This is a genomic window from Bradyrhizobium sp. BWC-3-1 (assembly GCF_032917965.1).
GTDB classification, from domain to species: Bacteria; Pseudomonadota; Alphaproteobacteria; order Rhizobiales; family Xanthobacteraceae; genus Bradyrhizobium; species Bradyrhizobium canariense_D.
Window position 1 is genome coordinate 3094905 of record NZ_CP136625.1, and the last position, 19947, is coordinate 3114851.

General features: G+C 63.6%; 16 protein-coding genes and 1 pseudogene. 10 read left to right on the plus strand and 7 right to left on the minus strand.

The features are described from left to right. Positions 1-49: 49 nt before the first annotated feature. Positions 50-1753: pseudogene (locus tag RX329_RS14815) on the minus strand (caspase family protein). A gap of 170 nt (positions 1754-1923) precedes the next feature. Between RX329_RS14815 and RX329_RS14820 the strand changes: the two are divergent. From RX329_RS14820 to RX329_RS14835, 4 genes are all read left to right on the plus strand, one after another. Continuing rightward, the gene (locus tag RX329_RS14820) at positions 1924-3279 is read left to right on the plus strand and encodes a hypothetical protein (protein ID WP_317246068.1); all 1356 of its coding nucleotides are present in this window, start codon (positions 1924-1926) and stop codon (positions 3277-3279) included. A gap of 60 nt (positions 3280-3339) precedes the next feature. Continuing rightward, entirely contained in the window at positions 3340-4536 is a 1197-nt protein-coding gene (gene metK, locus RX329_RS14825; protein ID WP_018457295.1) for a methionine adenosyltransferase, read from the plus strand. Positions 4537-4663: 127 nt separating this feature from the next. Continuing rightward, the gene (ahcY, locus tag RX329_RS14830) at positions 4664-6085 is read left to right on the plus strand and encodes an adenosylhomocysteinase (protein ID WP_007601979.1); all 1422 of its coding nucleotides are present in this window, start codon (positions 4664-4666) and stop codon (positions 6083-6085) included. Between the two features lie 157 nt (positions 6086-6242). Beyond that, on the plus strand, positions 6243-7703 hold the full coding sequence (locus tag RX329_RS14835; protein ID WP_317246069.1) for an NAD(P)/FAD-dependent oxidoreductase: 1461 nt from the start codon (positions 6243-6245) through the stop codon (positions 7701-7703). A 138-nt stretch (positions 7704-7841) separates the two neighbouring features. On the opposite strand, the gene RX329_RS14840 is transcribed toward RX329_RS14835, so the two are convergent. Further along, entirely contained in the window at positions 7842-8552 is a 711-nt protein-coding gene (locus RX329_RS14840) for an SDR family NAD(P)-dependent oxidoreductase (protein WP_247412101.1), read from the minus strand. Positions 8553-8766: 214 nt separating this feature from the next. Here RX329_RS14840 and RX329_RS14845 point away from each other — a divergent pair, with 214 nt between their 5' ends. The 3 genes from RX329_RS14845 to RX329_RS14855 all read left to right on the plus strand — a co-directional run bounded on the left by RX329_RS14845 (position 8767) and on the right by RX329_RS14855 (position 11056). Then, complete coding sequence (locus RX329_RS14845; protein WP_317246070.1) at positions 8767-9690, plus strand: LysR family transcriptional regulator; 924 nt, start codon at positions 8767-8769, stop codon at positions 9688-9690. A 146-nt stretch (positions 9691-9836) separates the two neighbouring features. Then, entirely contained in the window at positions 9837-9992 is a 156-nt protein-coding gene (locus RX329_RS14850) for a hypothetical protein (protein ID WP_007612486.1), read from the plus strand. Between the two features lie 134 nt (positions 9993-10126). Beyond that, complete coding sequence (locus RX329_RS14855; protein ID WP_317246071.1) at positions 10127-11056, plus strand: aspartyl/asparaginyl beta-hydroxylase domain-containing protein; 930 nt, start codon at positions 10127-10129, stop codon at positions 11054-11056. Between the two features lie 6 nt (positions 11057-11062). On the opposite strand, the gene RX329_RS14860 is transcribed toward RX329_RS14855, so the two are convergent. Continuing rightward, a complete protein-coding gene (locus RX329_RS14860) occupies positions 11063-11605 on the minus strand; it encodes a periplasmic heavy metal sensor (protein WP_317246072.1) in 543 nt (180 codons plus the stop codon). 131 nt (positions 11606-11736) lie between these two features. On the opposite strand from RX329_RS14860, the gene RX329_RS14865 reads away from it, so the two are divergent. Together RX329_RS14865 and RX329_RS14870 are read left to right on the plus strand one after the other, a co-directional pair. After that, positions 11737-12195, plus strand: a complete 459-nt coding sequence (locus tag RX329_RS14865) for a YybH family protein (protein WP_317246415.1) — start codon at positions 11737-11739, stop codon at positions 12193-12195. 140 nt (positions 12196-12335) lie between these two features. Continuing rightward, positions 12336-13676 (plus strand): MFS transporter, encoded by a 1341-nt coding sequence (locus RX329_RS14870; protein ID WP_247378041.1) that lies wholly within the window; start codon positions 12336-12338, stop codon positions 13674-13676. 64 nt (positions 13677-13740) lie between these two features. Here RX329_RS14870 and RX329_RS14875 read toward each other — a convergent pair whose 3' ends face one another. The 3 genes from RX329_RS14875 to galE form a co-directional block, all read right to left on the minus strand. Beyond that, positions 13741-14442, minus strand: coding sequence for a fumarylacetoacetate hydrolase family protein (locus RX329_RS14875; RefSeq protein WP_317246073.1), 702 nt, complete (start codon positions 14440-14442; stop codon positions 13741-13743). A 35-nt stretch (positions 14443-14477) separates the two neighbouring features. Next, positions 14478-16280 carry an ABC transporter ATP-binding protein gene (locus RX329_RS14880; protein ID WP_317246074.1) on the minus strand — a complete coding sequence of 601 codons (1803 nt, stop codon included), beginning with the start codon at positions 16278-16280 and terminating at the stop codon, positions 14478-14480. Between the two features lie 117 nt (positions 16281-16397). After that, complete coding sequence (galE, locus tag RX329_RS14885; protein ID WP_007612473.1) at positions 16398-17411, minus strand: UDP-glucose 4-epimerase GalE; 1014 nt, start codon at positions 17409-17411, stop codon at positions 16398-16400. A 125-nt stretch (positions 17412-17536) separates the two neighbouring features. On the opposite strand from galE, the gene RX329_RS14890 reads away from it, so the two are divergent. Continuing rightward, the gene (locus RX329_RS14890) at positions 17537-18574 is read left to right on the plus strand and encodes a glycosyltransferase family 4 protein (RefSeq protein WP_317246075.1); all 1038 of its coding nucleotides are present in this window, start codon (positions 17537-17539) and stop codon (positions 18572-18574) included. 178 nt (positions 18575-18752) lie between these two features. Here the strand turns inward: RX329_RS14890 and waaF are convergent, their stop codons facing one another. Then, positions 18753-19823 (minus strand): lipopolysaccharide heptosyltransferase II, encoded by a 1071-nt coding sequence (gene waaF, locus RX329_RS14895; protein ID WP_317246076.1) that lies wholly within the window; start codon positions 19821-19823, stop codon positions 18753-18755. Positions 19824-19947 lie beyond the last annotated feature (124 nt).

A 19947-nucleotide genomic window follows, 5' to 3' on the forward strand; every position in this document is an offset into this window, starting at 1 on the left:
TCGCCCGGTCAAACCGGGCGATGACAGCTGAGGGTGAGGCACACGCACCTCACTTCTCCGCCAGATAAACCTCGCCCAGCAGCGACGAGTTCGACCACGGTACCTGCTTGTTCTTCGTGGTCGAGACCACCTCGGCCCGCACCCGCGTCAGGATCTGCTGCACTTCCGGGCCGGGCGTGCCGAGATGGCGCGAGAGCGCGGCGGAGAACGGCGAGTTGGCGCCTTCCCGTCGAGCGCGACGTGGCCCGGCGCAGTGGCGAAGGCGATCAGCGTGCCGGCGCCGAGCGTCGCGCCGGCTCCGAGACTCGTTGGCGCTGCGAGGCCCGAGGCAGCTTCGATGGCGCGGTTGGTGCCGGCTGATGCGACCTGCTGTGCCATCGGATTATTGCGGCAGGCATCGAAGATCAAAATGTTGGTGCGGACCTGGTCGTCCAGGCCGGCCATGATCGTGTCCATGTCGATCATCGCGTCCGTCATCCTCGCGCCCGCCTTGAGTTCGACGTCGACGGGAATCAGATAGTTGCGACGGTCGACCTGCACGCCGTGGCCCGCATAGTAGACCAATACGACCTGCGCCCGCGCCGCCTCCCGCAAGAAGTCACGCGTCATTTCTTGCATCGCCGCACGGTCGAGATCGACGCCTTCCGACACGATGAAGCCGGTGTTGCGCAGGCTCTTCGCGACAGCGCGCGCGTCATTGGGCGGATTGGGCAGCGCCTTGACATGCGCATAGGCGCCGTTGCCGATGATCAGCGCCATGCGCGTGCCGCGCGCGGCCGGAGCAGGCGAGGGGGGCGGCGCGGCACCGGTCTGCTGGGGAGCCGGTGCCTTCCGGCTCGGTCGTCGGTGACGGCGAATCGCGCGGGATCGGTGCGCTTGCGTCGGTGATCAGCGACAGCCGCACCTTGCGGTGGCTTGATTGGCCTTGCTGCCGGCATCGGACGCCGCGATCGCCAGCGTTGCCTTGTAGTCGTCGCTCGCGTGCGCGTAATCGCCTTTCGCCTGATAGGCCAGCGCGCGATGGGTGTAGCCCGAGATCAGCACGCTGTTCGGCGGCGTCATGATGTTGACCGGCGGCTTCTCTTTCGCGAGCCGAATCGCTTCGCTGCCGTCGGCAATCGCGCGTCCGGAATCGCCTCTGACACGCCAGATCGCGGTCCGGTTGATCAGCGGCTGCGGCAGCGTCGGGTCGAGCCCTGGTTGATGTCGGTCAGCGCGCCGTCGAGGTCGCCGAGCGCCTCCTTGGAGATGCCGCGGTTTTGGAATGAGAACGCCGATTTTGGATTGGCCTTGATCGACATATCGTAGTCGGCGATCGCGTTGGCGTAATCGCCTTTGCCGCGCCAGGCATTGCCGCGATTGTGGAAGATGATGCCAACAGGCGGGCCAAGCTTCAGCGCATCGTCGAAATCAGCGATCGCGATCTCGTAGTCGCCTTTGTCGTAATACGCCGAGCCGCGCAGGTTGTAGACCACCTGGCTCGGCTGGAGCCGGATCGCTTCCGTGGCGTCAATGATGACCTTGGCGTAATCGCCCTTCTTATTCCAGCCCACTGCGCGCCAGAAGTAGACCGTCGCGAGCTGCTCGCCTTTGAACACCTTCAGCGCGACGATCTTGCTGCAGGCATCATCTGGTCTGCGGGCGTCGTGTCGGTGGTGCAGAGCGGCCCAAACTGGTTGCGCGCCTGCGCAAAAGCTGGCGCCGACCACAGGGTTGCGGCGAGCAGGCAGAGCGTGATGAGCAGGCGACGCATTGGAGGTGGTTCCCGTAGAGGAGCGGCGTCTGTTTGGGCCCGGCAGGGAAGGTGGTTCACGGCTGCCTGTTCTACACACGGCAAACGGGGCGGCTCTACCCCTATTCCCTCGGTGGGCAGATTTTGCTAGGAGGCATTACCCAATCCCTCTGCCCACTGCGTCCCACTCCATGAAGAATGACGAAATCCTGAGCCAAATCACCGAGTTCTGCCGTAAGGCGGACATGGCGGAGTCGACGTTCGGCCGGCGCGCGGTGAACGATGGGAAGCTCGTGCACCGCTTGCGCGAGGGCAAACGCATCACGATCGATACCCTGGACCGGATCCAGGCCTACATGGCCGCATCGATGGCCGGCGGCGTGCCGCCGCCGCGGGGGCTTCAGGTGCCCCCGGAAAAGCGCGATCCGCGCGGCAATTTCCGCTTTTTTGAGAATCGGCAGAAATACCTGCTGTTCGTCCACACTTGCAGTGAGAAGCGGGTGGTCGCCGAGCGCGTGGCGCTGGAGCTTGCCAGCATCCATCCCCGGCCCCCGGCGCTGCGCGTGTTCGATGCCGGCGTTGGCGACGGCACGGTACTGGCGCGCGTGCTGCGCGCGATGCACCAGCGCTTTCCGCACATGCCGTTCTATGTCGCCGGCAAGGAGCTCAGTCTTGAGGACCTCCGCCTGACGCTGGACAAGGTGCCGGATCGCATTTTCGAGCATCCGGCCTCGGTGTTCGTTTTTACCAACATGCTCTACGCGGAGGCGCCCTGGCTCACGCCGGCATCACCCGCGGCAGCCGCCGCGACCGTCTGGCATGAAGTTCCCCTGCGGGGGGCTTCCTCGGGCGAGTTCGAGACGCAAATCGCGGAGTTGAAGCCGTTTTTGGAGCAGAACTGGCGGGCGGCGGTCAGCCCGCGCACGGGGATGCCGCTCTATGAGCGGCCTGTCGTGCTGGTGCTCTACCGTGAAGATCAGCGTTTTCTGCTCGATTCGACCATTCCCCGACCGGGCCAGGCCGAGGCCAATTTCGACCTCGTTATCGCATCCCAGCCATACCGGGCGCTGTCCTCGGTCAATTTCAGGGCAAAACGGATCATTGCGCCCCTGGCCCGGGCCTTGCGGGCGGGTGGCCGCCTGATCGGTATTCACTCCCATGGCCAGGATCCAGGCATGGAGATGATCCAGGCGATCTGGCCCGGAGAAAATCCTTTCTCGGTGAGCCGTCATGAGCTATTGCGCGCGGTGAAGTACGAGCTCGGCTCGGTGGGCCGCGACTTAAATTTTAATGCTTACGCCGATACCCGCTCGATCTTCAGGTATGATATGGAAGCGCTGCCCAACGAGGTGACGGGCACTATCGGAACCTCGACAGCCTTTGCAGCCTGGAATGCGGCGGTGTATGTCGCTCAGATTGAGGACGACCGGTTGACGGAAATGACTCAAAACGGCCGCACTCTGGACGCCGCCAGGGACGTGCTGCGAAAGTACAATGGGCTCTGGTTTCTCGACGAATCCTACGTCATCTCGCGCCGGCGTGATTGACATCATTCAAAGCTAAATATCGCAACGCCCGCCAGCTAGCGGCGGAACAAGGGGTTACTGATGCGCGCGTCCTATCTCTTCACCAGCGAATCCGTGTCCGAAGGCCATCCGGACAAGGTGTGCGACCGGATCTCCGACGAGATCGTCGATCTGTTCTACCGCGAAGGACCGAAAGCAGGCATCGATCCCTGGCAAATCCGTGCCGCCTGCGAAACGCTCGCGACCACCAACAAGGTCGTGATCGCCGGTGAGACCCGCGGTCCTGCATCCGTCACCAATGAGCAGATCGAAGGCGTCGTGCGCGCCGCGATCAAGGACATCGGCTACGAGCAGGAAGGTTTCCACTGGGAGAAGGCGGACATCGAGATCCTGCTGCATCCGCAGTCGGCCGACATCGCGCAGGGCGTCGATGCGCTGCAGCCGGGCGAAGTCAAGGAAGAGGGCGCGGGCGACCAGGGCATTATGTTCGGCTACGCCACTAACGAGACGCCGGATCTGATGCCGGCGCCGATCTTTTACGCCCACAAGATCCTGCGCCTCATCTCGGAAGCGCGCCACTCCGGCCGCGAGAAGGTGCTGGGCCCGGACTCCAAGAGCCAGGTCACCGTGCAGTACGAGAACGGCAAGCCGGTCGGCGTGCGCGAGATCGTGGTGTCGCACCAGCATCTGATCGAGGACATCTCGTCCAAGCAAATTCGCGACATCGTCGAGCCCTATGTGCGCGAGGCGCTGCCGAAGGACTGGATCACGGCGAAGACCATCTGGCACATCAACCCGACCGGCAAGTTCTACATCGGCGGTCCCGACGGCGATTCCGGCCTGACCGGCCGCAAGATCATCGTCGACACCTATGGTGGCGCGGCTCCGCACGGTGGCGGCGCGTTCTCCGGCAAGGATCCGACCAAGGTCGACCGCTCCGCGGCTTACGCTGCCCGCTATGTCGCCAAGAACATCGTCGCGGCCGGTCTTGCCGACCGCTGCACGCTGCAGCTCGCCTACGCCATCGGCGTGGCGCGTCCGCTGTCGATCTACATCGACACCCACGGCACCGGTAAGGTGTCGGAGGATCAGCTCGAGAAGGCCGCGGCCAAGGCGATGGATCTCACCCCTCGTGGCATCCGCAGCCATCTCGATCTCAACCGCCCGATCTACGCGCGCACCTCCGCCTATGGCCATTTCGGCCGTACTCCCGACAACGAGGGCGGCTTCTCCTGGGAGAAGACCGATCTCGTCGAAGCGCTCAAGCGCGCGGTCTGATCACCGACGACCTTTCGGGGCGCCGCGATAGCGGCGAACCCGGAATTCCTAATCCGTCGCCTCGAAATTCCGGGCTCGCCCCTCCAGGGTGACCCGGGATGACCAATTCAACAACAGGACGCCCGCAATGAACGCGAAGCCCGGCTTCACCGATTACATCGTCAAGGACATTTCGCTGGCCGATTTCGGCCGCAAGGAGCTCTCGCTCGCCGAGACCGAGATGCCCGGCCTGATGGCCACCCGCGAGGAGTACGGCCCGAAGCAGCCGCTGAAGGGCGCGCGTATCGCGGGCTCGCTGCACATGACGATCCAGACCGGCGTGCTGATCGAGACGCTGGCCGCGCTCGGCGCCGACATCCGCTGGGTCTCCTGCAACATCTATTCGACGCAGGACCACGCCGCGGCGGCGATCGCAGCCGCCGGCATTCCGGTGTTCGCCGTCAAGGGTGAGAGCCTTACCGAGTACTGGGACTACACCGCCAAGCTGTTCGACTGGCACGGCGGCGGTCACCCGAACATGATCCTCGACGACGGCGGCGACGCCACCATGTACGTCCATCTCGGCCTGCGCGCCGAGAACGGCGACACCAAGTTCCTGGACAAGCCGGGTTCGGAAGAAGAGGAAGTCTTCTTCGCGCTTCTGAAGAAGCAGCTCAAGGAGAAGCCGAAGGGCTACTTCGCCGAGATCGCCAAGAGCATCAAGGGCGTTTCCGAAGAAACCACCACGGGCGTGCATCGTCTCTACGACATGCAGAAGGCCGGCACGTTGCTATGGCCCGCCATCAACGTCAACGACAGCGTCACCAAGTCGAAGTTCGACAACCTCTATGGCTGCCGTGAATCGCTGGTCGACGGCATTCGCCGCGGCACCGACGTGATGATGTCCGGCAAGGTTGCGATGGTCGCGGGCTTCGGCGACGTCGGCAAGGGTTCGGCCGCCTCGCTGCGCCAGGCCGGCTGCCGCGTCATGGTCTCCGAAGTCGATCCGATCTGCGCGCTGCAGGCGGCGATGGAAGGCTATGAAGTCGTGACCATGGAAGACGCCGCGCCCCGCGCCGACATCTTCGTCACCGCGACCGGCAACAAGGACATCATCACGATCGAGCACATGCGCGCGATGAAGGATCGCGCCATCGTCTGCAACATCGGTCACTTCGACAACGAGATCCAGATCGCGGGTCTGCGTAACCTGAAATGGACCAACATCAAGCCGCAGGTCGACGAGATCGAGTTCCCCGACAAACACCGCATCATCATGCTGTCGGAAGGCCGCCTCGTGAACCTCGGCAACGCGATGGGCCATCCGTCCTTCGTGATGTCGGCCTCCTTCACCAACCAGACGCTGGCGCAGATCGAGCTTTTCGCCAACAACAAGGACGGCAAGTACAAGAAGGAAGTCTACGTGCTGCCGAAGTCCCTCGACGAAAAAGTCGCGCGCCTGCACCTCGCCAAGATCGGCGTCAAGCTCACCGAACTGCGCAAGGACCAGGCCGATTACATCGGTGTCAAGCAGGAAGGTCCTTACAAGTCGGACCATTACCGCTACTGATCCGCTGATCGTATCTATTTTCGATGCAAAGCCCCGGAGCGATCCGGGGCTTTGTTGTCTTGAGCGTGACGCACGCGTCTCCCCGAGGTTGTGTCAGGCCGATTGCCGTTGACGAGCAATGATCCCGGTCAGACAATCCTTGGCAGCGGAGGAAACAATGGCTCAAGACCATTTCGACGTGCTGATCGTCGGTGCCGGCCTGTCCGGGATCGGCGCGGGCTATCATCTTCAGACCAAATGTCCGACCAAGAGCTACGTCATCCTTGAGGGACGCGACTGTATCGGCGGCACCTGGGACCTGTTTCGCTATCCCGGCGTCCGCTCCGACAGCGACATGTTCACGCTCGGCTATTCCTTCAAGCCCTGGACCGATCCGAAGGCGATCGCCGACGGCGCGCAAATTCTTAGCTACGTTCGCGAAACCGCAGCCGAGAACGGCATCGAGAAGCACATTCGCTTTCACCATCGGGTCAAGCGTGCGGCGTGGTCGACGAGTGAGGCGCGCTGGACCGTCGAGGCCGAGCGCATCACCGGCGAGGGCGTGGCACAAACCGTGCGCTTCACCTGCAATTTCCTGTTCATGTGCTCGGGCTATTACAAATACGAGGCGGGCTACACGCCGGAGTTTCCGGGGTTCGCGGATTTCGCCGGCCGCATCGTGCATCCGCAGAAATGGACCGACGACATCGACTGCGCGGGCAAGCGCGTCGCCGTGATTGGCTCGGGCGCGACCGCGGTGACGCTGGTGCCGGAGCTCGCCAAGACGGCCGCGCAGGTCACCATGCTGCAGCGCTCGCCGACCTATGTGGTGTCGCGCCCTGCACAGGATCCCGTCGCCAACAAATTGCGGCGCAATCTGCCGACGCGGCTTGCCTATCACCTGATCCGCTGGCGCAACGTGATGTGGGGGATGTTCTTCTTCCAGCTCAGCCGGCGGCGCCCTGCGAAGGTGAAGGAGCTGATTCTCAAGGGCGTGCAGATGGCGCTCGGCCCCGACTACGACGTCGCGACCCATTTCACGCCGCGCTACAATCCGTGGGACCAGCGGCTCTGCCTCGTGCCGGATGGCGACCTGTTCAAGGCGATCCGCGAGCAGCGCGCCTCCGTAGTCACCAAAGAGATCGACACGTTCACGCACGATGGTATCCGCCTGAAGGACGGCAGCGAGCTTGCGGCGGACATCATCGTGACCGCGACGGGACTGGTGCTCCAGGTCGTCGGCGGTCTTGACATCAGTGTCGACGGCCGCGCCGCGGATTTCGCCAACACGCTGACCTACAAGGGCATGATGTATGCCGACGTGCCCAACATGGCTTCTGCGTTCGGCTACACCAACGCATCATGGACGCTGAAATGCGACCTCACCTGCGAATATGTCTGTCGGCTCATCAACTACATGGACCGGCGCAATTTCCGGCAGTGCATGCCACATAATGACGATCCCACGATCACGGCGCAGCCGTCGCTAGATTTCACCTCGGGTTATGTGCAGCGCTCGGTCGCGAAGATGCCGAAGCAAGGCTCGAAGCAGCCGTGGCGGCTCTACCAGAACTACGCGCTCGACATCGTCTCCTTGCGGTTCGGCCGGATCGACGACGGCGTGATGCGGTATTCCTGATCGCGACCTATATCGCCAGGCTTACCGTGAAGAAGTCTCTGATATCGAACCCGACCGCTGATGCGGTCGGGTGCGGACTTGCTGCTTGGCATCTGCGTCTGCCATGTCGTCCTCATGCACGCGAAGGCGCGGCTGCGTTCAGTGGCCGGCGCTCTGGCCGCCGTCGACATGCAGGATCTCGCCGGTGACGAAGGAGGCACTCTCGAGATAAAGTACGGCATCGACGATGTCGGACATCTCGCCCATATGGCCGACAGGATGCAGCGCATCGAGCTGGGCGTGCGTCGCGACGGGGTGCATCGGCGACTTGATGATGCCGGGTGACACCGCGTTCACGCGGATACCGCGCTTGGCATATTCGATCGCGAGCGACTTGGTCGCGGCGTTCAGGCCGCCCTTGCTCAGCGAGGCCAGCGCCGAGGGCACGTTCGAATTGGCCTGGTCGACCAAAGTGGTTGTGATCTGGATGACGTGGCCGGACCCCTGCTTCTCCATCTCGGCGATGGCGAGCTGCGTGACGTGAAAGAAGCCCGCGACGTTGGTGCCCATCACCGCCGCATAGTCCTCCGCCGTGTACTGCGTGAACGGCTTTGCGACGAAGATGCCCGCGTTGTTGACCAGCGTGTCGACGCGGCCGTAGCGGGAGATGGCGTGCGAGACCACGCGCTCGGCCGTGGCCCTCTCGGAAATGTCGCCGGGAACGGCGAGAACATCGTCATCGCCCGACGGCTTGATGGAGCGCGCCGTCGCGACGACACGATAGTTGCGATCGCGAAAACCCTGGACCAGGGCGGCACCGATGCCCTGCGAAGCACCGGTGATGATGGCAACCTTCTGTTCGATACCCATGATGGGCTCCTGTTGTTGGCTTTCAGAACCTGCGCCAGCAGCGGCTGACTTAGTCGATGAGGTACGCCGCAGCGGGCCGGCTGCGAATACGCGTTGTCCGGCAGACACTCTTTCGCAGCGCGAACGAATGCCGGACCGGCTCCCGGCGGTGGTTGTCGCAGCGGGAGCGAACGCCTAGCTTGCAGTCGGAGCTCGATGGGCTGGCGGGAAACCTATGGATCGTCTGGATGCGATGAAGGTGTTTGTCCTTGCGGTGGACGAGGGCAGCCTCGCGGCCGCCGGCCGCAAGCTTGGCCGTTCGCCGGCGGCGGTGAGCCGCGCCATTGCTTTCCTGGAGCAGCGGGTCGGTGCCGAGCTGCTGCACAGGACCACACGCTCCATCAAGCTGAGCGAGGAGGGCGAGCGCTATGTCGCGGTCTGTCGCCGCGTGCTCACCGAGTTGGAGGAGGCCGACGACATCGAGGCCGGGCCGCGCACGGCGCCCCGCGGCTTGCTCACGATCACTGCGCCCGTGGTGTCGGGTGAGATGGTGCTGCGGCCGATCCTCGATGCGTTTCTCGATGCCTATCCGACCGTCTCGGCAAAACTCCTGCTGTTCGATCGCGCCGTCAATCTGATCGAGGAGGGGGTCGACGTCGCGCTTCGCATCGGTCATCTCGCGGATTCGGCAATGGTCGCGATGCGGGTCGGCGAGATCAGCCGCGTCGTGGTAGCATCACCGCGCTATCTGAAGCAGCACCCGCGCATCACCGAGCCCGGCGACCTCGCCAAGCACCAGATCGTCGCGATGGCGCACCTTCCCAATTCCTGGACCTTTGCACCGCAGGCCGGGTCGTCGGCCGCCCGCACGGTGCAGTTCACGCCGCGGCTCGTCGTCAACAGCACCTATGCGGCGGTGGCCTCGGCCGTCGCCGGCCGCGGTGTGGCGCGAATGTATTCGTACCAGGTAGGTGAGCAGGTTGCGCGCGGCGAACTCGAGATCGTCCTGGCCGGCCACGAGGATCCCGAGATGCCCGCGCATTTGATCTGTCCGCAGGGCCGGCTCTCGGTACCGAAGGCGCGGACCTTCACGGACTTTGCGGTGCCGCGGCTGAAGACACAGTTTGCTCGGCTCAAGAACGGCATCACTGCCCGGTGAGCCGCTGCGGGCACGGGCAATGCGTTGTTTTGCGTATACGGCGGGTCGGGTGAATCGGCCATGTTGCCCGAACGGTTAACGCCGGATTAACCGCGGAGTCCTAGCCTGTCTCGGCCGGGGTTACTTGCAAGGCCGAGGTGAGCCCAATGGAAGCCCAGAGAATCGCGGTCGACGCCGTCGTCGCGTTGACCGATTGCGACCGCGACGCCGTCATCGCGTTCATCCGCCGCCTGTATCTTGCCGGCGTCACCGACCCCAAGCGCCTGACCTTCAAGGGCCTCCAGGCGCTGTCACGGGCCTGATTCGGCTCGGTTCGGCCTCAAGTTCCCAACCCTGATCTCTGGAGCGTGATTGCAACCCACCGGCGAATATCTTGCCGCTTGGGCCGCGTCGGGATAGATCACGTCCCCGGTTGCATCACCGGGGAACGGGGGAGATGTTAAAACAGCTTTTTGCGCCGCAACTCGTCATTCTCTATGTGCTGGCTGCATCGACGATCTACGTTCATTTCCGCGGCAAGCAGCGGCTGCGCTTAGCGCGCCAGCTCGGGGACCACTCCACCTATCTCGCGCCCTACAATGTGTTGATGTACGCGGCCTCGGCGGTGCCGAACAAGCCGGTGATCCCGGTGGAGCAGTTTCCGGAGCTGAAAGCCCTCAGCGAAAATTGGGAGACCATTCGCGACGAGGCCGTTCGCCTGTTCGACGAAGGCTTCATTCGCGCAGCGGCGAAGAACAACGATTGGGGCTTCTATTCGTTCTTCAAGAGCGGCTGGAAACGCTTTTACCTGAAATGGTACGATGACTTCCTGCCTTCGGCGCGCACGCTGTGCCCGAAGACGGTGGAGCTGCTCAACTCCATTCCGAGCGTGCATGGTGCGATGTTTGCGATGCTGCCGCCGGGCGGCAAGCTCGGCGCCCACCGCGATCCCTTCGCCGGTTCGCTGCGCTACCACCTCGGTCTTGTCACGCCGAACTCGAACAAGTGCCGCATCCTGGTCGACGGCGTCGAATGCGTCTGGCGCGACGGCGAGGCCTTTATGTTCGACGAGACCTTCATCCACAGTGCGGAGAATGCCACCGACGTCAACCGCATCATCCTGTTCTGCGACGTCGAGCGTCCGATGAAATACGGCTTCATGACCGCGATCAACCGTTGGGTCAGCCACCACATCGTCAAGGCCTCTGCAACCCAGAACGTCGACGGCGAGAGCGTCGGCCTGCTCAACAAGGTGTTCGGCAAGCTCTACGAGATCCATCTTGCGAGCCGCAAGATCAAGGAATGGAATCGCAACGTCTACTACACGCTCAAATATTCGCTGACGGCGCTGATCCTCGGTATCATCGTGCTGTCGGCATTGCGGTGATCGCCTTTAGTGACGGTGCTTGTGTTCTTCGGAGCCATCAGGGCGTTGGTAACCGCGCAGCTCCGCGTATCGCTGCATTTGGCTCTGATCGAGCAAGGCAGTTGTCGATAGATGGTATTTGAGGTGGCTTTCGCGGAGCAGTGCCTGGGTTTCCGAAATGGCCACGAGGGCCGCCTTGAGTGACTCCGATGTCACGACGCGGGCGGAGAAGAGGCGGTCCAACTCCGTTTCCTGCTCGACCAGCTTGTTACCTAGCGGGACCGCCTCTTGCTTCATGGCATCGAAGAGGCGCTGAACCCGGATGCGCTGATCCGCAGTCAAATCAAGCCGATCACCGAGCTCGAGAACATGGCTCGGACCGGGATATCCATTGAGCTCGGCGGCAAGTGCCAGGCCCATGCCACGTCCGACTCGCAGATCGTCGATCTGCTGCGGCGACAGCGCCTTGATGGGGCGATGCTCAAGACCGGCATAGGGCTGAACGGACTGCGCGCTGGCAACGTTGCACGAGACGATAAGCGTGGCTGCAAGCAAGAGAAGGCGTCTCATGAGTCTGGCTCCATGAAATCGGCCCGGCTGGTCGATCGATCTCCACCGGTGCTCTCCACATATCTTGCTGGACGGTTCGCCTCATGGCAACAAAGACTGCCGCGATTGAGTTGCCGAACATGGAGCAGACGATGGCCTCCTTGCCGACCGCGAATAGCGAGATCACGCAGTTCTTCCGCGCGTGGCTGGAAACCTTCGCAGGCTATGTCCGCGAGGTCGACTATGCTTCGGCGCGGCCGCTTTTCCATCCGGAAGTGCTGGCCTTCGGCACGCACAATGACGTCATTCCCGGCCTCGACCAATGGATCACCACGCAATGGGACAACGTGTGGCCGAAGACGTCCGACTTCCGTTTCGTCATCAACCAGGCCTCGGTCCTGGCATCGTCCGATGGCACGATAGCGACCGTGGTCGTGCCGTGGACGAGCACGGGCTATCATCCTGATGGCAGCGCGTTTCCACGCCCCGGCCGGGCCACGATGGTGTTTTCAGGATATGGCGATGCTTGGCTATGTGTGCATTCCCACATGTCGCTCAATCGGGGTGTGCCGCAGACAAGCCACGCCAATCGGCCGGTGAAGGCTTGGTAGTGCCGCCGGGCTTGCGGGCCGACTAAAGTTTTACCCTCTCCTTCCAGCTCGGTTGGAACCCTTGGAACCCAATGTCGTTTTTTCAGCAACAATAACAGGTGAAACCACGCAAGCGGGGGCCTATCTGAGGATGCGCTCCCATGGCAACCCTTGATCTCGACGCCACCCGACTTACCGCCCCCGAGCATCAGCGCCAGCTTCGCCGCGCCGTGATCGCCTCCACAATCGGGACTGCGATCGAGTGGTATGACTTCTTTCTTTACAGCACAGTCACGGGTCTGGTTTTCGCAAAGCTCTTCTTCCCTCACTCCGATCCCTGGGTCGGCACGCTGGAGGCGTTTGCGATCTACGCGGTCGGATTCGCCGCGCGGCCCGTCGGCGCGGCAATCTTTGGCCATTATGGCGACCGCATCGGACGTAAATCCACGCTGATCGCGACCTTGCTCTTGATGGGACTGGCGACCGCTGCGGTGGCCGTGGTGCCGACCTATGCCAGCATCGGTATCTGGGGCGCCGTGATCCTGACCGTGCTGCGGTTCATTCAGGGCGTCGGAGTCGGTGGTGAGTGGGGCGGCTCGGTACTGATGTCGATGGAATGGGCGCGCAACGACCGATCCCGTGGATTGATCGCATCATGGCCGCAGTTCGGTGTGCCCTGCGGGCTTTTCCTCGCCAATCTTGCCGTGCTGGTGTTCAGCCAGATGGCGGGTGATCAGTTCCTGGCATGGGGCTGGCGTATTCCCTTCGCGCTCAGCATCATCCTGGTCGGCGTGGGCCTCTATATCAGGCTCGGCATTCTCGAAACCCCGGTGTTCTCCAAGCTCGTGGCCGAACGCCAGGTCGATCGCACGCCGATGCTCACGGTGATCCGGGAATACCCGAAGGAGATTCTACTGTCTGCCTTTGCGCGCATGTCGGAGCAGGCGCCGTTCTACATCTTCACGGCCTTCGTGTTCTCCTATGGCATCGGCACCCTGCACGTATCGCGCGATTTCCTGCTGACCGCGGTGCTCTCGGCCTCGGTGCTGTCGTTCGTGTCGATCCCGCTGTGCGGACATATCTCCGATCAGATCGGCCGCAAGAACATGTATATGCTCGGCGCTGCCGTGACGGGCATCTTCGGCTTCGTCTATTTCGCCATGCTCAATACGGGGTCGCTGACCATCATCTTCCTCGCGATCATCCTGTCGCTGATTCCGCACGACATGCAGTATGGACCGCAAGCCGCCTTGATCGCCGAGAGCTTCACCGGACGCCTGCGCTACAGCGGCTCCTCGCTAGGCTATCAGCTCGCATCCGTGATCGCCGGCGGCCCCGCACCGCTGATCGCTACCTGGCTGTACGGCACGTTCCACTCGGCGACCGCGATCGCGATCTACATAGCGATTTGCGCGGTCGTGACGCTGGTGGCGACCGCGATGATGACCGATTACACGGGAAAGGACATCAACGCCGCGGGGGCGTACGAGCGACGAACTTGAATCCGCAAAAAAGCCCCGGACGCGATGCCCGGGGCTTTGCTGTCCCGTGATCTCGAGCTCAGCCTTATTCCGGCTGACCGATGCTCACCTTCAGCGTGCCGACGCCGTCGACGCCGCATTCGAGCTTGTCGCCGGGCTGGAGCTGCGACACGCCGGCCGGCGTGCCCGTCATGATGATGTCGCCGGCGGCGAGCTTCACCTGCTGCGAGAGCTGCCAGATGATCTCAGGCACGTTCCAGATCAGCTCGGTGAGGTCGCCCTTCTGCGCTTCCTTGCCGTTGACCGTGAGCCAGATCTTGCCCTTGGCGGGGTGGCCGATCTTCGATGCCGGCTGCACCGCGGAACAAGGCGCCGAATAGTCGAACGACTTGCCGACCTCCCACGGACGCTCCTTCTTGCGCGAAGCGATCTGCAGGTCGCGGCGGGTCAGGTCGATGCCGACGGCATAGCCGTAGACATGGTCGAGCGCTTTCTCGGCGGGAATGTTGAGGCCGCCGCTCTTCATTGCGACGATCAGCTCGACCTCGTGATGGAGATCCTTGGTCAGCGGCGGATAGGGAATGGTGGCGCCGTCGGGCACCAGCATGTCGGCGTGCTTGGCGAAGAAGAACGGCGGGGCGCGCTCGTCATTGCCCATCTCGCGGATGTGCTCGAGATAGTTGCGGCCGACGCACCAGATGCGGCGCACGGGATAACGGCCGCTTTCCCCGACGACGGGAAGCGAAGCCTGGGTCGGAAGCGGGATGACGTAGGGGGCGGCGTTCATGGTGCGATCTCGCTGCTCTTGAGGTGAAGGGAACTCTATGCGGTTGCGCTGATCGGCGCCAGAGCACCGGCGTCGTGATGTTGCAGGCGGAAGAACGAGGCGTAGCGGCCGCCGCGGCGGAGCAACTCGTCATGCCGGCCCTGCTCGACGATCTCGCCGCCCTCGACCACCAGGATCGCATCGGCGTGCATGATGGTGTGCAGGCGGTGCGCGATCACGATGGTGGTGCGGTTCTGGCAGAGATGCTCGATCGCCTCCTGCACCTGCCGCTCGGACTCGGAATCGAGCGCGGCGGTGGCTTCGTCAAGCAGGATGATCGGCGCGTTCTTGATCAGCGCGCGCGCAACCGCGATGCGCTGGCGCTGGCCGCCGGACAGCTGCGTGCCGTGCTCGCCGACGGGCGTGTCGTAGCCGAGCGGGAAGCCCATGATGAAATCATGCGCGCAGGCCGCCTTGGCGGCGTCGATGATCTGGTCTTCGGTCGCGCCCGCGCGGCCGAACGCGATGTTGCTGCGGATGGTGTCGCGGAACAGATAGACGTCCTGACCGACATAGGCGGTCTGGGCCCGCAGCGATTTTCGCGAGACCGCGCCGATCGACTGGCCGTCGATCACGATGTCGCCTTGCGTCACCTCGTAGAAGCGCAGCAGCAACCCCAGCACGGTCGATTTGCCGCCGCCGGAGGGGCCGACCAGCGCAGTGACCTTGCCGGGCTCGGCAACAAAGCTCATGCGGTTGAGGACGGTCTCACCGTTGCGATAGGAAAAGCTGACGTCGCGCAGCTCGATGCGCGCAGTCGACAGTTTCAGCGCCGGCTTGCCGTCGTCGGAATGCTCGCTCGCGGGGCTGTCGACGACTTCCAGCAGCATGCGGGCGCCAACGAGCTGGCTGTTGAGATCGATGTTGAGCCGCGCCAGCCGCTTGGCCGGCTCGGTCGCCATCAGGAACGCGGTCATGAAGGAAAAGAACGCGCCAGGCGTGGCGTTGAGGGCGACTACGCTATAGCCGCCGTAAAGCAAACAGCCGGCGACCGCGAAGCCGCCGAGCATCTCCATCAGCGGATTGGAGCGGTTGGCGACGCGAGCCATCTTGTTGGCGTTGCGCTCGACGATCGCGATGTTCTCGTCGATGCGGGTCTGCATGGTGTCTTCGAGCGTGAATGCTTTCACCGTGCGGATGCCCTGCAGCGATTCCTGCATCGTCTCCAGGATGTCGGCGGTGCCGGTGAACTGGTTGTAGGCGAGCCCCTTGATGCGCTTGACCAGCTTGCGCAGCACCAGCATCGCCGGTGGCACGGCGACGAGGCCGATGAACGACATCACCGGATCCTGCCACACCATCACGCCGATCATGGCGAGCAACATCATGAGGTCGCGCCCGACCGCATTGACCAGCATGTTGAGGACGTCGGTGATGGACTTGGCGCCGGCCGTCAGCCGCGCCAGGAATTCCGACGAATGCCGCTCGGAGAAGAATCCGACGCTCTCGCGCATGAGCTTGGCGAACAGCTGGCGCTGGTTGGTGGCGAGGATGGCGTTGGAGATCTTGGTCAGGATCACCATGTGACCGTAGGTCGCCACGCCCTTGATGAAGAGCAGGATCACCGTGATGCCCGAGAACATCGCGATGCCCGGGATGTTCTTGTCGACATAGGCCTGGTTGATGACCTGGCCGAGCACGTAGGTCGCGCCCGCGGTCGATCCGGCGGCAAGCGCCATCAGCGCGAAGGCGACGAGGTAGCGCCGCCAGTAGATGATGCCCTGTTCCGTGACCAGGCGGCGAATCAGCACCGCTGCCGCATAGGGATCGTCGGTGATTTTCTTTGGAAACTGAGCCATCCGCAGTCCATTGACGGCACAGGAATAAGCCTGCCCGCGCGTCAGGGATCGAACGGCCTCTGTGCCCGCTAAGCCAGCGCTTTTCAAGCCCAATTAGGGCTTGCGCTGGAATGGAATCTAGGCCGAGGCGGCGTGGCGGAGCTCGCCGTGGCGCTCGCGGAACAGCTTGTCCTCCCACGCCAGCGCATGCGCGGCGATGGTCTCGAGGTCGTCGTATTGCGGCTTCCAGTCGAGCAGGCCACGGATGCGGCTGGTGTCGGCGACCATGGTCATGATGTCGCCGGGCCGGCGCGGAGCGTATTGCACGGCGAAGCTGCGGCCCGACACACGGCGCACCGCGTCGATGGTCTCCAGCACCGAGTAGCCGCGGCCATAGCCGCAATTGAGCGTCGTCGAGGCGCCGCCGTTGCGCAAATAAGCGAGCGCCGAGCGATGCGCCTGCGACAGGTCCGTGACATGGATGAAGTCGCGGATGCAGCTGCCGTCCTGGGTCGGATAATCGGTGCCGAACACGTCGATCTTGGCGCGCTGGCCGGTCGCGGCTTCCACCGCGATCTTGAGCAGGTGCGTGGCGCCGACGGTGGCCAATCCAATGCGCGCCTGCGGATCGGCGCCCGCGACGTTGAAATAGCGCAGGGTGACGTACTGCATGCCGTAGGCGGCGGCGACGTCGTGCAGCATGATCTCGGTCATCAGCTTCGACGAACCGTAGGGCGACAGCGGCCGTGTCGGCGCATGCTCGGGCACCGGCACCTGGTCCGGATCGCCATAGACCGCCGCGGTCGAGGAGAAGATGAAGCGGTCGATGCCGCGCTTGACCGCGACGTTGAGCAGGTTGCGCGCGGTCGTGAAATTGTTGCGGTAATAGCCGAGCGGATCGCGCATCGAATCCGGCACGACCACCGAGCCCGCGAAATGGATGATGCTCTCGATGTTGTGCTGGGCGATCACGCCCTCGAGCAGGTTCTCGTCGCCGGCATCGCCAATGAACAGCGGCACGCCTTCGGGCAGATAGGCCGAGAAACCGGTGGAGAGATCGTCGATCACGACGACGTCCTCGCCGGCTTCCGCCAGCGCCAGAACCGTGTGGCTTCCGATATAGCCGGCACCGCCGGTGACAAGCACAGTCATGATCTCACCCGTCCTCGATCAACGCTCCAAGCTAACGTTTACGTGGTGAAGAGTGGGTATCGGCGCGGCTGAACTGGTCACTATGCTTAATGTTGCGTATAGGGACTTTCGAAACGGAGCGTAGCGTGGCGAATTCCCCAGGCGATCTCGAAGTGATCGTGCCAAATCTGCACAGGCGCTATTCCGGGGTCACCGCGACCAACCGGATGGTGGCGCCGCGGCTGGCAAAGCTGTTTCGCGCCGCGTGGTTCGGCTCCGACGCGCCGGAGGGGATCGCACGCCTGGGCGGTGCCGATCTCCTGAGATTGTGGCGCCGCAAGGCGCCGCTGATCTGGCACGCGCGCCGCAACAACGAGATGATCGCGGGTGTGCTGTTGCGCGCGCTCGGTTGGCCGCTCAAGCTCGTCTTCACCTCGGCGGCGCAGCGCCATCATAGCTGGATCACGCGCTGGCTGATCCGGCGCATGGACGCGATCATCGCGACATCAGATCTTTCGGCCTCGTTCCTGAAGGTGAAGGCGACGGTGATTCCGCATGGCGTCGACACCGCCGTCTATGCCCCGCCCCTCGACCGCACTGCTGCCTTCGCGGAAACCGCGTTGCCGGGCCGCTATGCGATCGGCTGCTTCGGCCGCGTACGCGCGCAGAAGGGCACCGACGTGTTCGTCGATGCGATGTGCCGCCTGCTGCCGCGCTATCCGGATTTCACCGCAATCATCGTCGGCCAGGTCACACCGGAGCAAACCGTTTTTGCAAACGACCTGAAGAAGCGGATCAAGGCCGCCGGCCTGCAATCGCGCATCGTCATCATCGGCGAGCTGCCGATCGAAGACGTGCAGCGCTGGTATCAGCGGCTGACCATCTACGCCTTCACCTCGCGCAACGAAGGTTTTGGCCTGACCTTGATCGAGGCGATGGCGGCTGGCAGCGCGCTGGTCGCCGCGCGCGCCGGGGCGGCCGAACTCGTGGTCGAGGATGGCGTGACCGGCGTGCTGATCCCGACCGGTGATGCGGACGCGCTGGCTGCAGCGGTCGAACCGCTGATGCGTGACGTGGCCGCCGCGATCGCTATGGGCGAGCGCGGGCGGGCACGGGTGCTCGCGCAATTCAGTCTCGATGCGGAGGCCTCACGGATCGGGGACGTCTATCGGCCGCTGCTTTGAGCATCGCCTTCAGGGCAGCAAACAAAAAAACCTCGAAAACAACCCCATGCACAGTAGCCGAGGCCAACGAAATGAACGGCTTGGCCGGCATCCCGAAGCTGCGGATTTTACGAAGTCGATTTGACTCGTCGAGCAAAACACCGGTATGATGTCATCATCGGCGTAGCCTCGACGGCCTTCACGTCGAAGCCCTTGTCCCCACCTCACCCAGCACCCGCTGCGCAATCTCCACCACCTCGCTCGCCGCGATATCTCGCATGCAGCGGTGGTCGTTCATCTTGCAGATCGTGCTCTGGCAGGGTTGGCAGGAGAGCACGCTCTTGTCCTGCACCACGGTCGCGGCGAGGCCGTTGAGGGGGGCCCAAAGATAGGGGCTGGTTGGCCCGAAGATGCCCATGGTCGGCGTGCCCAGGGCGGCTGCGATGTGCATCAGGCCGGAATCGTTGGAGATCGCGACGCCGGCTGCAGCCATGGCCAGCACGCCGTTGCGCAGGTCATTGCCGGTGAGGTCCCGGACCCCCGGGCGGCCAGCCGCGACGATCTCCTGGGCCAGGCCCTTTTCCCCGGGGCCGCCGACAACCCAGACCTCAAGGCCGCGCTCGGCCAGCAAGCGGGCGGCCTCGGGATAGTAGGTCCAACGTTTTGAGACGCCGACCGAGCCGGGGGCCAGGGCCACCGCGGCGCCGGCGCTGAGGCCATTGGCCTGCCGCCAGCGGAGGATGTCCTCGGTCGGAACCCGCAACTGCGGCACCGGCCATTCCGCCGGCAGCGGGGCGCCATCGGGCTGGGCGAGGGCGGCGTTCTTGTCGATGAAGCGGGGCAGCTTCTTTTCGCCCCAGCGCCAGCGATTGAGCAGGCCGAATCGGAACTCGCCGACGAAGCCGACCCTTTCCGGAATCCCGGCCAAAGCGGGCGCAATGGCGGCCTTCCAGGTCCGGGGCAGCACCAGGGCGGTGCCGTAGTTCCGCTCGCGCAGGAGCTTCGCCAGGCCGAGCTGACGGCCCACGGCGAGTCGCCCGCGCGGCAGGTCCCAGACGATCGCTTCGCGCACGCCCGGCATGTAATCGACCAGGGGCGCGCATAGCGAGGTCGTGAGCAGATCGACGGGCCGGTTCGGCCAGCGCTCATTCAGGACCCGCACGACGGTGTGATTCCGGACGAAATCGCCGATCCACATGTAGGGGACGATCAGGATCGGGCGCGTGTCGCCCCGATCTGCCTCCCCATTAAATTGCGAATCTTGGTTCATTCGTTAAAGGGCCGGGGTGCGCTGATGTGGCGGTTCGGTTAGCCGCTCCGGGCCGGCAGGTAAAGCCGGCTGAGTGGCAATCCCAAAACCGCTTACACTTTGGCGGATCATGCGCTAGGGCAGA

Excerpts from the sequence above, each read along its gene's own strand:
- RX329_RS14840 (WP_247412101.1), bottom strand. The coding sequence starts at position 8,552 with ATGGGTATCGAACAGAAGGTTGCCATCATCACCGGTGCTTCGCAGGGC.
- RX329_RS14880 (WP_317246074.1), bottom strand. The coding sequence starts at position 16,280 with ATGGCTCAGTTTCCAAAGAAAATCACCGACGATCCCTATGCGGCAGCG.
- RX329_RS14865 (WP_317246415.1), top strand. The coding sequence starts at position 11,737 with ATGGCCTCCTTGCCGACCGCGAATAGCGAGATCACGCAGTTCTTCCGC.
- RX329_RS14855 (WP_317246071.1), top strand. The coding sequence starts at position 10,127 with ATGTTAAAACAGCTTTTTGCGCCGCAACTCGTCATTCTCTATGTGCTG.
- waaF (WP_317246076.1), bottom strand. The coding sequence starts at position 19,823 with ATGAACCAAGATTCGCAATTTAATGGGGAGGCAGATCGGGGCGACACG.
- RX329_RS14875 (WP_317246073.1), bottom strand. The coding sequence starts at position 14,442 with ATGAACGCCGCCCCCTACGTCATCCCGCTTCCGACCCAGGCTTCGCTT.
- RX329_RS14850 (WP_007612486.1), top strand. The coding sequence starts at position 9,837 with ATGGAAGCCCAGAGAATCGCGGTCGACGCCGTCGTCGCGTTGACCGAT.
- RX329_RS14870 (WP_247378041.1), top strand. The coding sequence starts at position 12,336 with ATGGCAACCCTTGATCTCGACGCCACCCGACTTACCGCCCCCGAGCAT.
- RX329_RS14845 (WP_317246070.1), top strand. The coding sequence starts at position 8,767 with ATGGATCGTCTGGATGCGATGAAGGTGTTTGTCCTTGCGGTGGACGAG.
- RX329_RS14820 (WP_317246068.1), top strand. The coding sequence starts at position 1,924 with ATGAAGAATGACGAAATCCTGAGCCAAATCACCGAGTTCTGCCGTAAG.
- ahcY (WP_007601979.1), top strand. The coding sequence starts at position 4,664 with ATGAACGCGAAGCCCGGCTTCACCGATTACATCGTCAAGGACATTTCG.
- RX329_RS14860 (WP_317246072.1), bottom strand. The coding sequence starts at position 11,605 with ATGAGACGCCTTCTCTTGCTTGCAGCCACGCTTATCGTCTCGTGCAAC.
- metK (WP_018457295.1), top strand. The coding sequence starts at position 3,340 with ATGCGCGCGTCCTATCTCTTCACCAGCGAATCCGTGTCCGAAGGCCAT.
- RX329_RS14835 (WP_317246069.1), top strand. The coding sequence starts at position 6,243 with ATGGCTCAAGACCATTTCGACGTGCTGATCGTCGGTGCCGGCCTGTCC.
- galE (WP_007612473.1), bottom strand. The coding sequence starts at position 17,411 with ATGACTGTGCTTGTCACCGGCGGTGCCGGCTATATCGGAAGCCACACG.